At 39.8% G+C, this 18,320-nt stretch carries 18 protein-coding genes and 2 tRNA genes; 4 read left to right on the forward strand and 16 right to left on the reverse strand.

Annotation, left to right across the window (positions count from 1 at the left end; genetic code table 11):
* Positions 1-22: 22 nt before the first annotated feature.
* From H9564_RS06505 to H9564_RS06565, 13 genes are all read right to left on the reverse strand, one after another.
* The gene (locus H9564_RS06505; RefSeq protein ID WP_318241080.1) at positions 23-1,417 is read right to left on the reverse strand and encodes an amino acid permease; all 1,395 of its coding nucleotides are present in this window, start codon (positions 1,415-1,417) and stop codon (positions 23-25) included.
* A 43-nt stretch (positions 1,418-1,460) separates the two neighbouring features.
* Positions 1,461-2,882 carry a basic amino acid/polyamine antiporter gene (locus tag H9564_RS06510; protein WP_191684709.1) on the reverse strand — a complete coding sequence of 474 codons (1,422 nt, stop codon included), beginning with the start codon at positions 2,880-2,882 and terminating at the stop codon, positions 1,461-1,463.
* Positions 2,883-2,895: 13 nt separating this feature from the next.
* On the reverse strand, positions 2,896-3,366 hold the full coding sequence (locus H9564_RS06515; protein WP_191684710.1) for an arginine repressor: 471 nt from the start codon (positions 3,364-3,366) through the stop codon (positions 2,896-2,898).
* 137 nt (positions 3,367-3,503) lie between these two features.
* Positions 3,504-4,733 carry an arginine deiminase gene (arcA, locus tag H9564_RS06520; RefSeq protein ID WP_191684711.1) on the reverse strand — a complete coding sequence of 410 codons (1,230 nt, stop codon included), beginning with the start codon at positions 4,731-4,733 and terminating at the stop codon, positions 3,504-3,506.
* 227 nt (positions 4,734-4,960) lie between these two features.
* Positions 4,961-5,983 (reverse strand): serine hydrolase domain-containing protein, encoded by a 1,023-nt coding sequence (locus H9564_RS06525; RefSeq protein ID WP_191684712.1) that lies wholly within the window; start codon positions 5,981-5,983, stop codon positions 4,961-4,963.
* 116 nt (positions 5,984-6,099) lie between these two features.
* Complete coding sequence (locus tag H9564_RS06530) at positions 6,100-7,929, reverse strand: ABC transporter ATP-binding protein (RefSeq protein ID WP_191684713.1); 1,830 nt, start codon at positions 7,927-7,929, stop codon at positions 6,100-6,102.
* Positions 7,922-9,664, reverse strand: a complete 1,743-nt coding sequence (locus H9564_RS06535; RefSeq protein ID WP_191684714.1) for an ABC transporter ATP-binding protein — start codon at positions 9,662-9,664, stop codon at positions 7,922-7,924. The genes H9564_RS06530 and H9564_RS06535 overlap by 8 nt, the downstream gene beginning before the upstream one ends.
* The gene (locus H9564_RS06540) at positions 9,648-10,133 is read right to left on the reverse strand and encodes a MarR family winged helix-turn-helix transcriptional regulator (protein ID WP_191684715.1); all 486 of its coding nucleotides are present in this window, start codon (positions 10,131-10,133) and stop codon (positions 9,648-9,650) included. The genes H9564_RS06535 and H9564_RS06540 overlap by 17 nt, the downstream gene beginning before the upstream one ends.
* Before the next feature lie 155 nt (positions 10,134-10,288).
* Positions 10,289-11,128: a hypothetical protein gene (locus tag H9564_RS06545; RefSeq protein ID WP_191684716.1), complete on the reverse strand. Its 840-nt coding sequence runs from the start codon at positions 11,126-11,128 to the stop codon at positions 10,289-10,291.
* A gap of 279 nt (positions 11,129-11,407) precedes the next feature.
* A tRNA-Glu gene (locus H9564_RS06550) sits at positions 11,408-11,480 on the reverse strand.
* Positions 11,481-11,529: 49 nt separating this feature from the next.
* Entirely contained in the window at positions 11,530-11,859 is a 330-nt protein-coding gene (locus H9564_RS06555) for a hypothetical protein (RefSeq protein WP_191684717.1), read from the reverse strand.
* Positions 11,860-11,959: 100 nt separating this feature from the next.
* Positions 11,960-12,032: transfer RNA gene (locus tag H9564_RS06560), tRNA-Gln, on the reverse strand.
* Between the two features lie 77 nt (positions 12,033-12,109).
* Positions 12,110-12,565, reverse strand: coding sequence for a DUF7679 family protein (locus H9564_RS06565; RefSeq protein ID WP_191684718.1), 456 nt, complete (start codon positions 12,563-12,565; stop codon positions 12,110-12,112).
* A 139-nt stretch (positions 12,566-12,704) separates the two neighbouring features.
* Here H9564_RS06565 and H9564_RS06570 point away from each other — a divergent pair, with 139 nt between their 5' ends.
* The 3 genes from H9564_RS06570 to H9564_RS06580 all read left to right on the forward strand — a co-directional run bounded on the left by H9564_RS06570 (position 12,705) and on the right by H9564_RS06580 (position 14,790).
* Positions 12,705-13,439 carry a matrixin family metalloprotease gene (locus H9564_RS06570; RefSeq protein ID WP_225209583.1) on the forward strand — a complete coding sequence of 245 codons (735 nt, stop codon included), beginning with the start codon at positions 12,705-12,707 and terminating at the stop codon, positions 13,437-13,439.
* A 65-nt stretch (positions 13,440-13,504) separates the two neighbouring features.
* Entirely contained in the window at positions 13,505-14,425 is a 921-nt protein-coding gene (locus H9564_RS06575) for a DMT family transporter (protein ID WP_191684719.1), read from the forward strand.
* 14 nt (positions 14,426-14,439) lie between these two features.
* Positions 14,440-14,790: a hypothetical protein gene (locus tag H9564_RS06580; protein ID WP_191684720.1), complete on the forward strand. Its 351-nt coding sequence runs from the start codon at positions 14,440-14,442 to the stop codon at positions 14,788-14,790.
* A gap of 96 nt (positions 14,791-14,886) precedes the next feature.
* On the opposite strand, the gene arcC is transcribed toward H9564_RS06580, so the two are convergent.
* Both arcC and argF read right to left on the reverse strand, forming a co-directional pair.
* Positions 14,887-15,819, reverse strand: a complete 933-nt coding sequence (arcC, locus tag H9564_RS06585) for a carbamate kinase (RefSeq protein ID WP_191684721.1) — start codon at positions 15,817-15,819, stop codon at positions 14,887-14,889.
* Between the two features lie 12 nt (positions 15,820-15,831).
* Positions 15,832-16,839, reverse strand: coding sequence for an ornithine carbamoyltransferase (gene argF / locus H9564_RS06590; protein ID WP_191684722.1), 1,008 nt, complete (start codon positions 16,837-16,839; stop codon positions 15,832-15,834).
* Positions 16,840-17,140: 301 nt separating this feature from the next.
* On the opposite strand from argF, the gene H9564_RS06595 reads away from it, so the two are divergent.
* A complete protein-coding gene (locus tag H9564_RS06595; protein ID WP_191684723.1) occupies positions 17,141-17,983 on the forward strand; it encodes a DNA-binding domain-containing protein in 843 nt (280 codons plus the stop codon).
* A 54-nt stretch (positions 17,984-18,037) separates the two neighbouring features.
* On the opposite strand, the gene H9564_RS06600 is transcribed toward H9564_RS06595, so the two are convergent.
* Positions 18,038-18,244 carry a hypothetical protein gene (locus H9564_RS06600; RefSeq protein ID WP_191684724.1) on the reverse strand — a complete coding sequence of 69 codons (207 nt, stop codon included), beginning with the start codon at positions 18,242-18,244 and terminating at the stop codon, positions 18,038-18,040.
* Between the last annotated feature and the right edge of the window lie 76 nt (positions 18,245-18,320).

Raw genomic sequence — 18,320 nt, forward strand, 5'->3', positions numbered from 1 at the left:
TTTCGCCAGCCTCATTTTTTTATTAAAAGTTAATTCCACCACGGATAATCATTACTAAAGCAAGGAGCCCTGCTACACCAATGACTAACGCAATTGCTTTTTCAAACCTTCTCATCTTTGGAGCAGCTAATAAATAAACTGGAATACCGAAAGCAAAGATGATCGCACTTGCAAAAGCATATTCAATCCCTGTAGCAAAGAGTGTATAAATTGCATACGCTGAGGCAATCAAAGCAACTAATTTGAAGCCCCAACTATAGGACTCCTTAAATGCTAACTTAAGCCCATACAAGGATGACAATAAGTAAGCTACTAATGTCGTTGTGGTAGCTAATGTATAAGCAATTGTATATGCAGTTTGTAATTGTGGTAAAAGTAAAACAATTAAGATAACCTGCATAATCAAAGTATAGACAATTAAGGCAAATCCCGGAACGTTATGCCGGTTAACCAACTTAAACGGTTTCGGCATTGCACTATCCATACTTGTAACGTAGGCAATCTCAGGGCCAATCATGAACCAACTTAGAAGAGCTCCTAGAAGGGAAATCAACAATCCCACCTTAATGATCAGTGCTCCCCAAATGCCAATCACACTCTTATTAAGGACAGTTGCTAAAGGAACTGAAGATGTACTTAATTCATGTGCCGGAATAATTCCCATTGGTAGCAATGAAACAAGAACGTATAAGCACCAGACAATGACAAAGCTAATCACCGTTGCCAAGCCAACTTCTGAATGTTTCTTTGCCCGTCGTGACATTGAAACCGCTGCTTCAATTCCAACAAAGCACCACACAATTGTACTCATTGCTTGTCCAATTTGGTGTGAAAGATTCTCTGACCGCCCAGTTGATACCAACACATGGGACCATTGTGGAACACTAAAGACGTGTGGTTGAAACAGGGTAATTCCAACAATGATTACAAGAATTAAAGGTAGTACCTTGGCAATGGTAATTACAGCATTTAAGATGCTGACCTTTCGAACACCCCGCCAGCCAATCCAAGCATAAACCCAAAGGATGATCGATCCACCAATAAAGCAACCAAAAGGTGACAGTGGGTGTGGCAACATACTATTCAAGGTTTTAAAGAATAAGGAGATAAAGGCAATGTTACCAAAAATTGCCCCTAACCAATAACCCCAAAAGGAATTAAAGCCAATATAATTACCAAAGCCTTCCTTTGCATAGGTATAAATACCACCATTAAGATCAGGTTTAACGATCGTTAGCTTATAAAATACTAATGCTAACATTAAGATCCCAACTCCACCAATTAGCCAAGCAATCAATGCAGCTAATGGGTTTGCCTTTAAAATAAGGTCGGTAGGACTATTAAAAATTCCACCGCCAATTATTGTTCCAACAATTAAGGTGATTAAGAGGAATAGATTTAACTTCTTTTCCTTCACCTTAATCACCTCGCTTGTTTTTTTATTCAGTTATTATAACACATTAACCAACAACAATTGTACCATTGGCAACAAGCCAAATGGCAACAACACTAAGAATAAGAATTAATACCATAACCCACTTTTCAGCGGCTGACATCTTGCGGTCGTTTTCACGGCAAGCAAGGTAGTAAATAATGAATCCAGGAATGAAACTGATGGAAACAAGTAATACTTCTTGCCAACCAGCCAAGAACATGCATGCGAACATGAATGCGGCTGAAAGTAAACCAATTGTGAATTGACCCCATTCCTTGTGTGCTGAACTGTACTTCATTTGGTAAAGACCAACGAATAAGTAAGAGAACAGGATAGCAGCAGAACAAAGGGAGTATGCAAATTCATATGCCTTTTCAGTGAAAAGAAGTGAGAAGAGGAAGATTGTTTGCAATACGGCAGTAATCATCAAGGAAGCAGTTGGTGCGTTCTTTGAGTTAACCTTTCCCCAAATCTTTGGCATTGCCTTATCATCGGCAACTAACATTGTAGTTTCAGCTGGTAACATAGTCCATGACAACCAGGAAACAATAGTTGAAATAATCAAACCAACGTTAATCAAAACTGAACCCCAAGTACCAACAGTATCTTGAAGAACATGACCAATAGCTGGTTGACCCATTGAAGCCAATTGTGCCCGGTCTAATGCACCGTAAGGCAAGATTGAAATCAATACATAGATAACAACTAAGATACCAAAACTAACAAGTGAAGCTTCACGAGCAGCCGTCAATGACTTAGCACGACTAGCCATAACAGAAGCACCTTCAACACCGATGAATACCCAGATCAGAGTCATCAAGGTACCCTTCATTTGTTCCCAAACAGAACCAGTAGTGGTTCCCTTTGAAGCGTTGTTAGCAACACGGCCCCAGAAGTCAGCGGTGAACATTCCGGCCTTGAAGCAAACAATCATGATAATAATGAAGATAACAAGTGGTAAGACCTTGCAGATCGTACCAATCATGTTGACGAAGGAAGCACTTTCCACACCATTGTTAACAAGGATTGTCAAAAGCCAGCAGAAAACAATTGCAACAATGATTGATGGTAGGTTTTGACCACCCTTGAAGGTGGGGAAGAAAGTACCAATTGAACTCATCAACATTGTCGCGAAGGCAATGTTACCAAGCCAAGCAGAAAGCCAGTATGACCAACCAGAAATAAATTCACCCATTGGTCCGAAACCAGCACCTGCGTAAGAGAAAATCCCAGCAGTTAAGTCTGGACGCTTTTCAGATAAGTTGTTCAGTGACAAAACTAACATTAAGAATCCGATACCAACAAAGATCCATGCTAATAGGGAAGGACCAGGTGCGGCAGCGGCTGAAACATCACTGGTAATCCCAAAGATACCAGTACCAATACAGGAACTAACGATTAGGGCAATTAATTCGCCTTTACCGATTCCTTTCTTTTCGTTTTCCATCTTTACACCCCTTTTAGTCTAAATGTGAGCTAATGTGTTTCATTATTAAATTGTAAATTACACGTGCATCACTATTGTTCTTGCTAATGATGATTAAAGTATCATTCCCTGCAATTGTCCCCACAACTTCAGGAATATCTAATTCATCAAACATTCCGCCAAGAATTGTCGCGTAACTTGAATTCAATGCTGTCTTTACAACATTGATAAATTGTACGGTTTCGATTGTTCGGACATTATCACGGATTCCCGCATAAAGCCTACTAAAATCATGTTCTGGTGTCAGTTGCAACTGGACATAGTAGGTATGACCCTCGCCATCATTAGCTTTAACAATATTAAGCGCATGAATATCACGAGAAATCGTCGCTTGAGTCGTCTCAATCCCCTGTTGGGTTAATAAATCCAGCAATTCATCCTGGGTCTCGATCTTGTGATCACTAACCAACTGTTCGATCACCTTTCGTCGCGCCTTACGATTCATCCTCGTTCACCCCTCATCACAATTTAACAACTTAATTATACAACAATGCCGTTTTAGCACAATAAAAGCAGCAAAAACACTTACCACTGAACTATGAAATCAGTTTCAAAGTGCATTTGCTGCTTTTTTCAAACTAACTAGTTTTTAAGATCTTCACGTACAATTGGGCAGGACATGCAACGTGGACCACCACGACCACGAGACAATTCACTTGAGCGAACCTCATGAACGAGAATTCCGTGCTTCCGCAGCAAATCATTAGATACATAGTTACGGTCGTATGTAACAACTTCACCTGGTGCAATTGTTAACGTGTTAGAACCATCGTTCCATTGTTCACGTGGAGCAACGATTGGATCACCGTTACCAGTAGGGATCAAGTCAATTTCTGGCTTATCTAATACTTCTTCAAGAACCTTTTGAAGGTCTGTACGGTGTTGGATTTCAATTTCGCCATCCTTACCTGGGTGGAGAATGTAAGTATCAATCTTACCACCATCCAAGATTTGCGGATGAACAGTAAATTGATCATAGTTAATCATTGTGAAGACCGTGTCAAGGTGCATCATAGCGTGGTTGTGTGGAATGTGGATAGCAACAACAGTATCGTAGTTGGAGTCCTTAAACAAGTTCCGTGCAATATCCATGATTGCATCTGCTGAAGTACGTTGTGAAATACCGATAGCAAATACGTGGTCGGAAAGAACTAATTCATCCCCACCTTCGATCCGAGTGTCATGGTAACGATCACGCCATACATGAACACCCTTGTTAGCAAACCGAGGGTTGTGCTTGATAATGTATTCAGTGAACAGTGATTCACGTTGACGAGCCTTAAATGTCATGTGGTTGATAGTAATTCCATCACCGATTGAGGCTTGTGGGTCACGAGTGAAGTATGCGTTTGGCATTGGATCCATGAAGAATGGGTAGTCAGCATCTTCAGCCATTTCAGCAAGTGAAACGGACTTAGTGTGAATTTCATCCTTCCGTACCCCGGCAATAATCTTATCAACCATTGCTTGAGTATCCATGCTAAGCAAGTATTCCTTCAAAGCGTCATGAACAGCACCAGCAGCATGGCCGGATTCTGCCAACATCTTTTCAAGGAACTCATCCTTTACTTGATCATCTGCCAAAGCTTCAGCAGCCAACTTAGCGAAGTAAAGTACTTCGATTCCTTGGTCCTTTAAAGTCTTAGCAAAGTAATCATGTTCTTCTTGTGCGATTGGCAGGTATGGAATGTCATCAACCAGCATGCGGTGAAGAATGTCTGGGTAAACATTTTCAATTTCATGACCAGGTCGATGAAGCATAACTGTCTTAAGCTTACCAATTTCAGATGTTACGTGAATTGGGCTTTGCATATACACTCACTCCTTTTGTGTACTTTCATTTGATTACGTGTATATAATAGCCACTTTTGAAACCGTTGTCAAATTAGTTTTGACGCGGATTTGTGCAATTAAACATCTAGATGAATTTTGACTAAAATTATACAAATTTATATGCAATTAATCCCCGTAAAATGTATATTCCGTTCGATAAAATTGCATAAAATTGAATAATAATTTCACAAATTTTTTTGAATTGATTAAGCGTTTTCTTTTTCATAAAGGTATGTTGCAAAAAGTTGATCACGGGCCCATAAATAATCATCATTTTTTGCACTTGGGTGGACCCGATTTGTGAGAACAATCATCCCCTGGTCTTCCTTCTTATCAAGGATTAACCACGTTCCCGTAAACCCAGTATGGCTAATTACCAAATGACGATCATTAGTTGCATGAAGTAACTTCCACCCTAAGGAACGGCTATGCTCTCCAGAAATCAACGTTTGATCCATAAACATCTGATCAACTATTTTTTCCTTTAAAAGGTCATTCAGATTAGTTTCAATCAGTGCCCTGCTATACTTCAATAAGTCATCCAAACTGGCAAATAGTCCAGCGCAACCACATTCTTCACCAAGAATGTAAGCCTTTGGATCATGAGCCACTCCCCGAATTAACCCTCGCTGCAGTTGAATCTCAGTAGGAACTGCATTTTGAGAAAGTGGCTTGAAGGTTGCCTCGACCATTTTTAAGGGTTCTAATACCTTCTCAGTAATCAATTGTTGGATTGGCTTTCCAAAAATTCTTTCTGCGATCCAGCCAAGGTACAAGAAATTGACATCTGCATACCTAATTTGACGATTAAAGCTTTCATCAACGTGTTGTTGCGTTAAATAAGCCTGCTTTAATTCAGTCGCAGTTAACTCATCGCGGTGAGGAATATAACCACAAATCCCCGATGTATGGGTTAAAAGATGGCGAATTGTTGGACGAGGATCACTAAATTCCGATAGATATTTCTGCACAGGATCATCGAATGTTATTTTCCCCTCCTGAAGCGCCATCGCAATTACCGGGACAGTCCCAATTACCTTTGTTAATGATGCTAGATCGTATTGCATTCCAGCACGCAACTGTTGTTTATCAGGCTGAACTTCTGCTAACCCCCTCACTTCTCGATATTCCTGATCATGATCAAAAAGAATATAACTAACTCCCGGAACAATTCCCTGATCTACCATTGCATTTAAGCCAACAATTGTTTTTTGATACTGCTGCTTCATTGATTATTTCCTCCATCATTATTAATGCACCCTATTGTACCGCAATAATAACTTAACTAAAAAATCGCCCAGTCTACCAATTAAGACTGAGCGATTATATTTATCTTTTAATCATCCTACAAACTATTGCCCACAAACTGGCTGTTATAGAGATCCGCATAGAAACCATTCTTCTTCATTAATGATTCATGGTTCCCGGTTTCAAGAATATGACCATGGTTAAGAACAATAATCTTATCAGCGTTGCGAATTGTCGATAATCGGTGAGCAACAACAAAACTCGTCCGGCCCTTTTGCAATTCATCCATTGCTTTTTGAATCAACTCTTCAGTCCGTGTATCAACGGAACTGGTTGCCTCATCAAGGATTAATATTTCTGGGTTTGCCAAGAAGGCACGAGCAATTGTCAATAATTGTCGTTGCCCCTGTGAAATATTAGAGGCTGATTCATCCAGAATAGTGTTGTATCCATCTGGCAGCTCCCGAATAAAGTTATCTGCATGAGCCATTTTAGCAGCTTGATAGACTTTATCATCACTGGCATCATTTCGACCATACTTGATGTTATCAAAAATTGTTCCCGTAAACAGCCAAGTGTCCTGGAGAACCATTGCAATATGACTTCGTAACTCATCCCGTGACATCGACTTGGTATCCTGCCCATCAAGGTAAATCTTACCGTTTTTAACTTCATAGAACCGTTCCAAGAGGTTAATAATCGTTGTCTTTCCGGCACCGGTAGGACCAACAATTGCCACCATTTCGTTTGGCATTGCTTTAAGGTTGAAGTTTTCAATTAATGGTTCATCAGTATAACTAAAATCTACGTTAGCAAACTCAATCTTCGGCAATGGCTTTTCATCAATTGGGGTTGGATCCGCATCAGAAGGAAGTAATTCAGGAGCATCAAGCACCTCAAAGATCCGTTCTGCAGAAGCAATCGTTTGTTGAATCGTACTACTCAAGTTTGCAATCTGAGTAATCGGTTGGGAAAACTGATTAGTATATTGAAGGAATGCTTGAACATTACCAAGAGTGATCTGACCATGGATCACCTCAATTGCCCCCACAACTGCAACCATCAGATAGCCTAAATTCCGGACAAAGTTCATTAATGGGAAAATCAAGATTGAGAAGAACTGGGCCTTCCAGGCAGCCGCGTAATAATTATGGTTCTTCTTGGCAAATGCTTTTTCTTCATCCTTTTCCTTATTAAAGGTCTTTACAATTGTGTGGCCAGCATAAACTTCTTCAACTTGGCCGTTAATCTTTCCCAGTTCAGTTTGTTGGTTACTGAAGAGGCGCTGAGCTGTTGGTGCAACAAAGGCAACAATCAACGCACTAAGTGGAAGTGTAATCAACGCAACTAAGGTTAGCTTCCAGCTGATCGTAATCATCAAGATTAGGACCCCAACAAAGGTAATAATACTCGTAACAATCTGGATTAAACTTTGCTGGAGTGTTCCTGCAATGTTATCCATATCATTAACCATCCGGCTCATAATATCACCATTGCTATGGGTATCATAAAACTTCACCGGAACTCGTCTCATTTTTTCTTTCAAGTCTTCACGAAGGTTATACACAACCTTCTGAGAAATCCGGGTCATGATAATTTGCTGAGCAAAGCTAAACAACCCTGAAAAGACATATAACAGGATAACGATTAGGCCAATTTGGAAGATCCGGTGAAAGTCAATCGGGAGGCTTGTTAAGTGGATGCCGTGTTTCATCTCAGCATAGCCACGCATTATTCCATCATAAATAATTGTAGTGGCCTCCCCTAAAATCTTTGGCGCAAGGATTGATAAAATAACGGAGACGATCGCCATAATGATTGATACAATTACCCCAATCCACCATGGCTTCAGGTAAGCAAACAGGCGCTTTGTTGTTGGCCAAAAGTGTTGGGCTTTTTTGACCCTTCCTCGTGGTCCATTATGCATTCTGGTCATCCCCCTTTTCAATTTGTGAGTACACAATTTCTTGATATACCGGATTATCCTTCATCAATTGTTCATGAGTTCCTTGACCGACAACCTTTCCGTCATCCAACACAATGATCAGATCAGCATCGGCAACGGTTGAAACTCGTTGAGCAACGATCACACTCACGGCACTTTGAACCTGCTGATCCTTCTTTAAGGCTTGCCGTAATTCAGCATCAGTCTTGAAATCAAGAGCAGAGAATGAATCGTCAAAGATATAAATTGAAGCAGGCTTAATAATTGTCCGGGCAATTGCTAACCGTTGACGTTGCCCACCAGAAAAGTTACTTCCTGATTGCTCAACCTTGGCATCTAAACCACCAGCTTCCTTAACAAAGTCAGCTGCTTTTGCAATCTCCAAAGCATGCCACATTTCCTTTTCCGTTGCTTGTGGGTTCCCAAATTGAAGGTTTGAACGAATTGTTCCCGTGAAAAGAATTGCCTTTTGCTGGGTAATCGAAATTACGGAGTGTAATTCCTTTTGACTAAGCTTTTCAGTCTGCACACCATCAACCTTAATTTCACCACTCTCAATATTAAAGAGACGGGGAATTAAGTTCACCAGTGTCGATTTCCCAGAACCGGTTCCCCCAATAATTGCTAGAGTCTGACCAGCTTTCACCTTAAAATTAAGGTTCTCTAATGCTAGTCGTTCAGCCCCAGTATAGCGGAAATTAACGTGATCAAAGCTCAATGAAGCTGGGTGATCCTTTAAAAGGTGTTCTTGTTCTGCCTTAGGAAGATCTTCAACACTTGGTTGATGTTCCAAAACGGCATTTACCCGTGCCGCAGAAGCTGAAGCCCGGGGAACAAATACAAAGACCATTGAGAGCATCATAAAGCTAATCATGATTTGGGTAGCATAAGTCATAAAGGCGATTAGGTTCCCGACTTGCATAGTCATATCAGCAATTAAGCGACTCCCTAACAAGATAATTCCAACATTAGTTAAACTCAAAATTAAAGTCATTACGGGGAACAGGAAGGATACTAAAGTGAAAGCCTTAATCGCTGTATCAGTATAGTCAGCGTTAGCTTTCTTAAATCGTTCCTGTTCACGATTATCTTGACGAAATGCCCGAATTACCCGTACTCCAGTAAGGCCTTCACGGAATATAAGATTAATCCGGTCCGTTTTAAACTGAATACTCTTAAACAATGGCACTGCAAAGTACATTACAATCCCAACAACTACCGCTAAAATTGGCAAACTAATCAGAAAAACCTTTGTCAACCGTGGTTCACGAACATATGCCAAAACACAGGCAGCAACTAGCATAATTGGTGATTGAAGCATCATCCGCAAGACATGCATCATCACATTTTGAATCTGCACAATATCATTTGTTGACCGGGTAATCAGTGATGAATCACCAAACTTACTCATATCCCGGCTAGAGAATTTCATTACATGGCTAAATACTTGTTTCCGCAACTTTTCACCAACCTGCATTGACTGGGTTGCAGCAAAGTAAACATTACCAGCAGCGGCAGCAACCCCAATTCCAGCAACGATCAGCATTAAACCACCGGCATGCCAAATATAACCAAGATCTTGTTTAACAATTCCCTTATTCACTAGATCAGACGTGATCGTTGGTAAGTACAGGTCACAAGCTACCTGAACCAATAAGAACAGGACTGCTAAGGTCGTTGCCCATTTGACAAAGTTATTTTTAGCAATTTTGATCAAATTGTTCACCCTCTTTTTTGTCTTTTGGTAATTGATCACCATAGTAGTGATGAAGATTTTTCCCCATCATGTTTATTACCTTAATAAAACTTTCCAAGTCGCCCTGGTCAATTCCTGCAAGGAGATGACTGCCAAAGCTGTGTCGTTCTTCCACAATCTTTTCGTAGCTTTCTCTTCCCTTTGGTGTTAACCGAACATGAATTATCCGTCGATCATTAGCAAGTCGTTCTCGTTTAACAAGGTTATCTCGCTCAAGGCGCTCAAGAACCTCACTCAATGACCCCGGCTTAATCTTGGCCATATCCGCAAGTTCACGTTGCGATAAAGGTCGATCACTTAGCGCTAATATATGAATAATCCGTCCCCGACCAAGAAACATCCCCGAATTTTTGGTATTTTTCATCGATAAATTGTGCATCTGCCTGATTAACCCAAACAAACGGGGAAAAACTTCATTATCAGTAATCATCCTTTCATCTCCTATCGTTAGGTACATAACCATTAGGTGCATAACTATTACATAATAACGATCTTCATAGAAAAAAGCAACGATTAAGATTTAAATTTAAAAAGTAAAACTCAGGTAACCCGCCCACGCGAATTCCTGAGTTTTATTTAGTAATATTATTGATCACCAATTGTTGGTTGCGTACTAATCGTTGGTTGGTTATTGATAGGGGCACTACTACTTGAGTAGCCACCACCATTACCGCCACCAGTGTATTGGTGAGATGGAGTATAGCCACCGGAATGTCCGCCACCATGGTAGCTACTTCCGCCGGCATTGTACGAAGTTCCGGAATTATTATTTCCGCCGCCACGGTTACTGTTACCACTATTATTAGCACTACTGCTTGATGAATGGGATGAACTGTGACTAGATGATGAGCTAGACGAGCTTGATGAACTAGTAACACTAGATGATGAGGATGAAGAATTATTATCTTGATCCTTAATCGTAATCGTCTTCTTAAGCTTCTTACTACCACGAGTAGCGATAATATCATACTTTGCAGCGTATTCGAAGTCATACTTAAGTGTTACTGGACCATCACTCTTCTTTGGCTTAAAGGTCTTATACACTTTTCCGGTATCATGACCAACAATCTTCACCTTTGTATCCGGTGAAACCATAATCTTCATTGGCGCAACACCATCACTGTTTAAGTGGGCCTTCTTCTTATCGAAGTTGATGTAAACCTCATCTGCCTCTTCATCGGTATCATTAGTGATCGCCTTAGTCTCGGTTATATCATCAGAATCCGACTTTGAGTGATGATCTGCATAAACGGTCCCACCAATACTTCCAACAATAATAAACAACAATAACCAGTTAACGAATGCTCGTCCACGACTAACAAAACTGTCACCCCGACGCATCCGCTTAACTTGTCCAACATACTGGATAATTAACAAAATTAACGCAATTACCCCAACAATTATAAGTACATTTTTTAAATTCATAATTAAAACACCATTTATTTTTCAAAATTTAAAAATCACACTATCTTAGTGTAACATGTTTGAGCTAGATCCTTAATCCTTTTTATTAAAATAATTGTTTAACCTGAAAATAAAAAAGATCACCTAATAAGGTGACCATTCTGTGCTGACCTAATTATTTTGACTCAATTTTAGCTCAATTTCTTCTAAAAATAGGTTTCAACCGGTTTTATCTAATTTTAGAAATGCCTTTATATCAACTGTTTAGCACTATTTAACATTAGATGAAACTATCAATAATCACCCGCACGGGGATCGAACCCGTAACTCCGCCTTGAGAGGGCGACGTCTTAACCAATTTGACCAGCGGGCAATAACAATACAAGAGAAGTATACAGATTTTCGTCCCGATTGTCAATTATTTATTCAAACGATAGCTCTAGTAAATAGACTCCCATCTGGGGAACATGAGAAGTTGTCACCCAAACATCATGGTAGTTTTGCTTATCCGCATGTGTTTTAGCAAAAAATTCTTCTAGCAAATCACCATTTTTAGCCACGAAATCATACGAAAGTCGGTTTACCATTAAACGGTTATCCGGAAAATAAAAAGAAGCATCAGCGATCTTTAATGAATCTTTGATAAAAATCGAAATAGTATTAATATATTGTGCTTTTTCGCCAACTACCAATTCTGGATGATGCTTAATCTTGGTTAATACATAATAAATCGAATCAGAATTACTTGCCATTTTCTCTTCTCCTCAGCCTCTCAGAGTATTTTACCAAGAAATAAATACTCATAAACATTATAAAATAAAAAGGCCCCGAACACTGCGGAGCCTCAATAAATTGGGCATACTGGTCTCGAACCAGTAAATTATGGATTCAGAGTCCACTGCCTTACCAGTTTGGCGAATGCCCAATAAGATAACACTAATAATATACACGGGGATTATTAATTAGTCAACTATTTTCTGTGAATCAACCTAAATAAATACATTAATGACGGTGTTCTTGTAACCAGATTCGCCACTTTGTCATTAAATTAATCCAGGGATGTTTGGTTCCATTATTCCAATAGTCAACGTCTGCCTTGATTTGTCGCTGTGACCACCGTGAATAATCGTGATGCATAAAATTATAGTCCTGTTCGTCAGTTTGCTTTTGCCAAACCGCCGCCATAATAAACTGACTTCGTGTCCGTTGTAAATGCGGATCAACCTTCTCGCAAGCAAATACGTCAATCACCTTTGCCGTGGCGATTGGTGGAATTACCCGATTATCTTTAATATACGGACCAACTGGAACATTAATCAAGGCATCCCGCATAACCTCTTGCCAATTCTCCCGTGTTTGATAACGATGTTCTAAACCAGGCTCAACATCATTTGCTAATAGGTAATCTCTCTCCTCGCCCCAACTTAATTTAACATGGAGTTTAAATGCCTTAACCATTATGGATTCCCCCTTGCAATATCACTATTACCATTTTACCGCAATTTACTGCCACTAGGCATTCCTTAGCAAAAGTTAGTTTAAATAATAGACAAGTTCCCAAAAGTTCACTAGAATTCAGTCAATGGGAGGTAAATTAATGATGAAGCATTCAAAGTTCTTTCTCCCGCTAATCTACATCGTAATCTTTATCGTGGGAATTTGCTTCTACCAAAGCAACGAAACGGTTAATTCTGCCGTCAACGTCTTTATCCATGAAGCACAAATCCACACTCAAAATATTATTAACCAGGTTACAGGAAAGAAAACGCCGAAGCCAAAATTAACTAAAGATACTTCGCAAAAGACAAATAAGAAAACTACCTACTCTAATCCTGTCGGTAAGTGGCCAACTAATTCCGCCACGGTCTACATTGACATCAAAGATCCTGTGTTATTAAGCGCTGCTAAAACTGCTATTAAAGCCTGGAATGATACTGGTGCCTTTACATTTCACGTGATTCATAATAAAAAGCAGGCTAATATTCTCTTTACAACAATTAATGATGATAAAAATAGGGCGGCTGGTTTGACAGGAGTCAATATTAATTCTGCTACTCACCTCTTCCTCTATGCCAAAGTGGAGCTTAATTCTGCTTACCTGTTGAACCCAATCTATGGTTATTCACAACGACGGATTGTTAATACGGCCGAACACGAACTTGGCCACGCGATTGGTCTTCACCATACAAATGATATTTCGGTAATGCAGCGAAGTGGTTCAAACTATTCAATCCAACCAGAGGATGTTAAAAATGTCAGGCTCCTATACTCCAAAAAAGAACCCGTTATTAAGTCGCACCAAGAGCACACTAACTCTTCTCACAATAATTAGCCTCCCTTCAAATATTTCATGCTAAAATAAAATGGTATGTATTTTAAGGAAAGGGTAATTTATCAATGAATTCAAATAAAAAAGCTCTTGGCCTTGCCATGGTAATTACCGCGACCACTTTTTGGGGAATTTCCGGCTTGTTTGCAAAGGCACTCTTTAATGTTAGTCCGTCGATTACCTCACTGTGGCTAACTCAGTGGCGACTAATCTTCGGTGGACTGATTATGATTATAATCAGTAAGTTGTTGGGCAACCACCCATTTGCTATTTTCCATAATCTCCATGATACTTGGGTAATCTTCGCCTATGGGGTTATTGGTTTAGTTCCCGTTCAGTTTGCCTACTTCATGGCTGTTCAGGAAGGGAATGCATCAATTGCAACGATCCTGCAATTTGTCGGACCATTCTTTATCATTGCTTACTTAGCAGTATTCCGACACGAACCACCACGGCGAATTGAAATTATTTGCGCGATTATTGCATTCTTGGGTGTCTTTATTATCGCTACTCATGGCCGTTTTAATCACTTAGCCGTTACTCCAGCGGTCCTTTTTTGGGGCTTTATTTCAGCAATTGGGGTGGCCACAAATACCTTGATCCCTCAAAAAATGTTAAAGAGCGGTCGGGTTCCTGCCCTTAACGTTACAGCATGGGGACTCCTCTTTGCCGGAATCGTCCTCCTAGCAATTCACCCACAACAACCAGCAATTCCAAATGTTCCAAGTGTCTGGATTAACTGTGCAAGTATCCTGATTATCGGAACAATTATTCCATTCTACTTAGCAAATACTTCTCTAAAGTACATCGATGCAACTACCTTTAGTTTAATGGATGCTTTTGAACCACTCTCCGCAACAGTTGGTTCGGTTTTAATCTTCCACCTTTATCTAACTGGTGCCGATATTGTCGGTTCAATTTTAGTCATTGTCGCAGTTTGTGCAATTAATGTTCGTCCACACCAAAAAGATGCTAGTAAGCAACAATAGGGGGTAGTTCACTCATGACAGAAGATGGTTATAAGTATGACGAAAATGGTTTTCGTGAGGATCTTAAAACTAATCCAGATGTCCTCCACCAACCTGATGCTGATCGTTCAGCCCGTAAGTTAAAGATTCTCTCCTATGATGAAACAATTGACGTCTTAAATGGTGATACTGCAATCAAGCCAGAGTTCTCCTTCTCTAAAGAAGTCCTGGATAAAATTATTAAAGAAAAGCCAAAACTAAAGACTGATGAATCTCTTGAAAACTTGATTAAGGATAAGGATCAACAAATCCTTCTTGCAAGGTACAACGAAGACCAAGCAGATAACTATACAGTTGAAGCAAATAAGAAAACTAATGATGAATAACAATAAAGCGGTGATTAAATAATCACTGCTTTATTTGATCAAAAAAAGAACCATTCAGGAATTCCTGAATGGTTCTTTTGAGAGAAACACCTATGACTAGTTATCACTGATAACAGTACCAACCTTACCAGCAAGAGCATCGTCCAAGCCGTTAAGTGAGGTGATCAAAGCTTTCCGTTCTGGGTGACCCTTAACGAAGGATAAGCAAGCTTCAATCTTAGGAAGCATACTACCAGCAGCGAATTGCTTTTCATCCATGTATTTTTGAGCTTCGACAACATTTAATGTCTTCAAAGCCTTTTCATCTGGCTTACCGTAGTTTACGTATACGTAATCAACAGCAGTTAAGATGATCAAAGTATCAGCATCAATCTTGTCAGCGAGCAAGGCACTTGAACGGTCCTTATCAATAACCGCTGGAACACCTTGGAGGCCATCGTCAGTCATGATAACGGGAACACCGCCACCACCACCGGCAATAACAAGGTCGCCGTTTTCGATCAAAGTCTTAATACTGTTCAATTCCATAATCTTCTGTGGAAGTGGAGAAGGAACAACTTGACGGTATCCACGACCAGCATCTTCTTTGAAGGTGTAGCCCTTTTCCTTTTCAATCTGTTCGGCTTGTTCCTTAGTGTAGAAGTCACCAACAGGCTTGGAAGGGTTTTGGAATGCAGGGTCTTTAGGATCAACAGCAATTTGAGTAACAATAGTGGCGACGTTCTTGTTCATCCAACGACGGTGCAATTCATTTTGCAAACTTTGTTGTAAGTGGTAACCAATGTAACCTTGACTCATTGCACCACATTCTGGGAATGGGAAGGCTGCAGTCTTCCCGTTTTCAGCGGCAAAGTTCATACCAAGGTTAATGGCACCAACTTGAGGACCATTACCGTGGCTAATAACAACTTGGTTACCAGCATCGATCAAACCAATTAAAGAAGAAGCAGTGTTCTTAACTAACTTTAATTGTTCTTCAGGGGACTTACCAAGGGCGTTACCACCCAAGGCAACAACTACTTTAGCCATTTAGCGTCCTCCTTAGTTTTGTTCACCTAAGGTTGCAACCATAACAGCCTTGATAGTGTGCATCCGGTTTTCAGCTTCACGGAATACAACTGAGCGCTTGCTTTCGAAGACTTCGTCAGTAACTTCCATTTCCTTAAGACCGAACTTCTTGTAGATTTCCTTACCTACTTCAGTGTCAAGGTTGTGGAATGCTGGAAGACAGTGTTCGAAGATAGCGTTAGGATTTTCGGTAGCTTCCATAACTTCCTTAGTAACTTGGTAAGGCTTGAGAAGCTTGATCCGCTTTTCCCACATGTCATCTGATTCACCCATTGATACCCAAACATCGGCGTAGATAACATCCATGCCCTTAACGCCTTCCTTAACATCGTTTGAAACAACGATCTTAGCGCCAGTTTCGGCAGCAATAGCGTTAGCCTTATCAAGAACTTCCTTAGTTGGGTTCAATTCCTTAGGAGTTACAACGTGGTATTCCATACCCATAACAGCAGCACCTAACATCAAAGCGTTAGATACGTTGTCTTGACCGTCACCAACGAAAGCGAACTTGATTTGTTCGTAAGGCTTCTTCAATACTTCGTGAGCAGTTAAGAAGTCAGCCAATACTTGTGTTGGGTGGTCTTCGTCAGTCAAACCGTTCCAAACAGGAACACCTGAGTACTTAGCTAAAATTTCAACATTACGTTGTGAGAAACCACGGTATTCAATACCATCAAACATACCACCAAGAACACGAGCAGTATCCTTAACAGATTCCTTGTGACCAATGTGTGAGCCTGATGGGCCAAGGTAAGTTACGTGTGCACCTTCATCCTTAGCACCAACTTCGAATGAGCAACGAGTACGAGTTGAACTCTTTTCGAAGATTAAGGCAATGTTCTTACCTTCAAGGTTTTTGCCTTCAGTGCCAGAGTACTTAGCCTTCTTTAAATCTTCAGCAAGGTTAAGCATGTATTCCATTTCACGCTTGTTAAAGTCTGAGAGTGTTAAAAAACTACGGTTACGTAAATTGAATGCCATAATTAAAATTCCTCCTTGAAATTCTTTACGGTATATATGATAGTAAGTGCTTTCAAAAAAACTCATTTTGCTTCAAGAAGATCCATCAAAAAAATTAAATTTATTTTCACAATCAACTAAAATATGCATTTAAAGAAAGCGGATCCATCACTATTCATACATTATTCAATCCAATAATATACATTTCACAAGCATTTTATTAATCAATATTCTTAATATTCAATATTGACTGTATTATTATTGACTTTCTACTTAGCTTCAAATAAACTCAAGATGATTCAAAAATAGCCGAGGTGTTAAAATGAACTTCTACATCGTTGATGATGACAATAACGCTACATCACTTCTCAAGAATATTATCGAAAACGACTTTAATAATTCAGTCGTTGGGACAACCTTTAATCCCGAGCAAGCATTTGAAGATGTTATCCGTCTGAGTATTGATGTGATGTTTGTGAATCCATCATTTTCTCAAATTAATGGGATCGATTTAATCAAACGGATTCAACAAAGTAACCACCACCCCCACTTTATTATGGTTAGTCAGGCTTTTGATCCTACAGGACGTACGAATGCTTATAAGGCTGGTGTTGACTTTTGTATTGAGAAACCGCTGAATGTCGCTGAGGTCAAGACGATCATCAAACTCATTGGGGAAAATATCAGTATGTCCCATCGAATGCTGCAAATTCTTGATTTAGTTAGTGGCGCCGCTAATCACAACACAATTAATGTCAACTTTAAGAGTAAGGAAAAGGAAAACGTTAAATCAATTATGCGTTTTCTTGGGATTACTAACGGTTCTGGGGCACAAGATATTACCAGGATCATTAACGTGATGATTGAACAAGAGGTTCCTTTCGAGCAGGTTAGTTTTCATGAAATCTTCCGCTGTGATGATCATGGTAAAAAAATCATTCTCCAGCGGATTCGTCGCGACCTTAAGACAGGACTGAATAACCTTGCTCACATGTGTCTCGATTATCCCGAAAATGACATTATCCTTGAATATGCTAATAACCTCTTTGAATATAAGAATGTTCATAATGAAATGAAAATTATCAATGGTGAGTCAAAGCATAGTGGTCAAGTCTCAGTAAAGCACTTCTTCAACGGACTAGCACAAGAAAGTATCCAAAATTAAAGTAGTATAAAAACAGGTTCCAAAGCTCAAAATTCCGAACTCTGGAACCTGTTTTTACTTATTTTTAAATAATTGGATCGTTAAGTAAGTCCAAATTGCAATCAAAATCAACGTATATAAGGCAGCTAACCAGACAATCCATTGAAGGAACGGCAAGGCCTTAATTAAATTCAAGATCGCAAAGCAAATTGTCAACACACACCAAACAGCAATTCGCAACTGAACGTGCTGTCGCTGCTTAATTAATTGGTGACGGTTCATTACTTATTCTCATCCATTTCAGCCCGCAACTTCTTGCCGACTTCTTCGTATCCTGGCTTGCCAAGAAGGCCAAACA

It is taken from the genome of Limosilactobacillus avistercoris (assembly GCF_014836425.1).
GTDB lineage: Bacteria > Bacillota > Bacilli > Lactobacillales > Lactobacillaceae > Limosilactobacillus > Limosilactobacillus agrestimuris.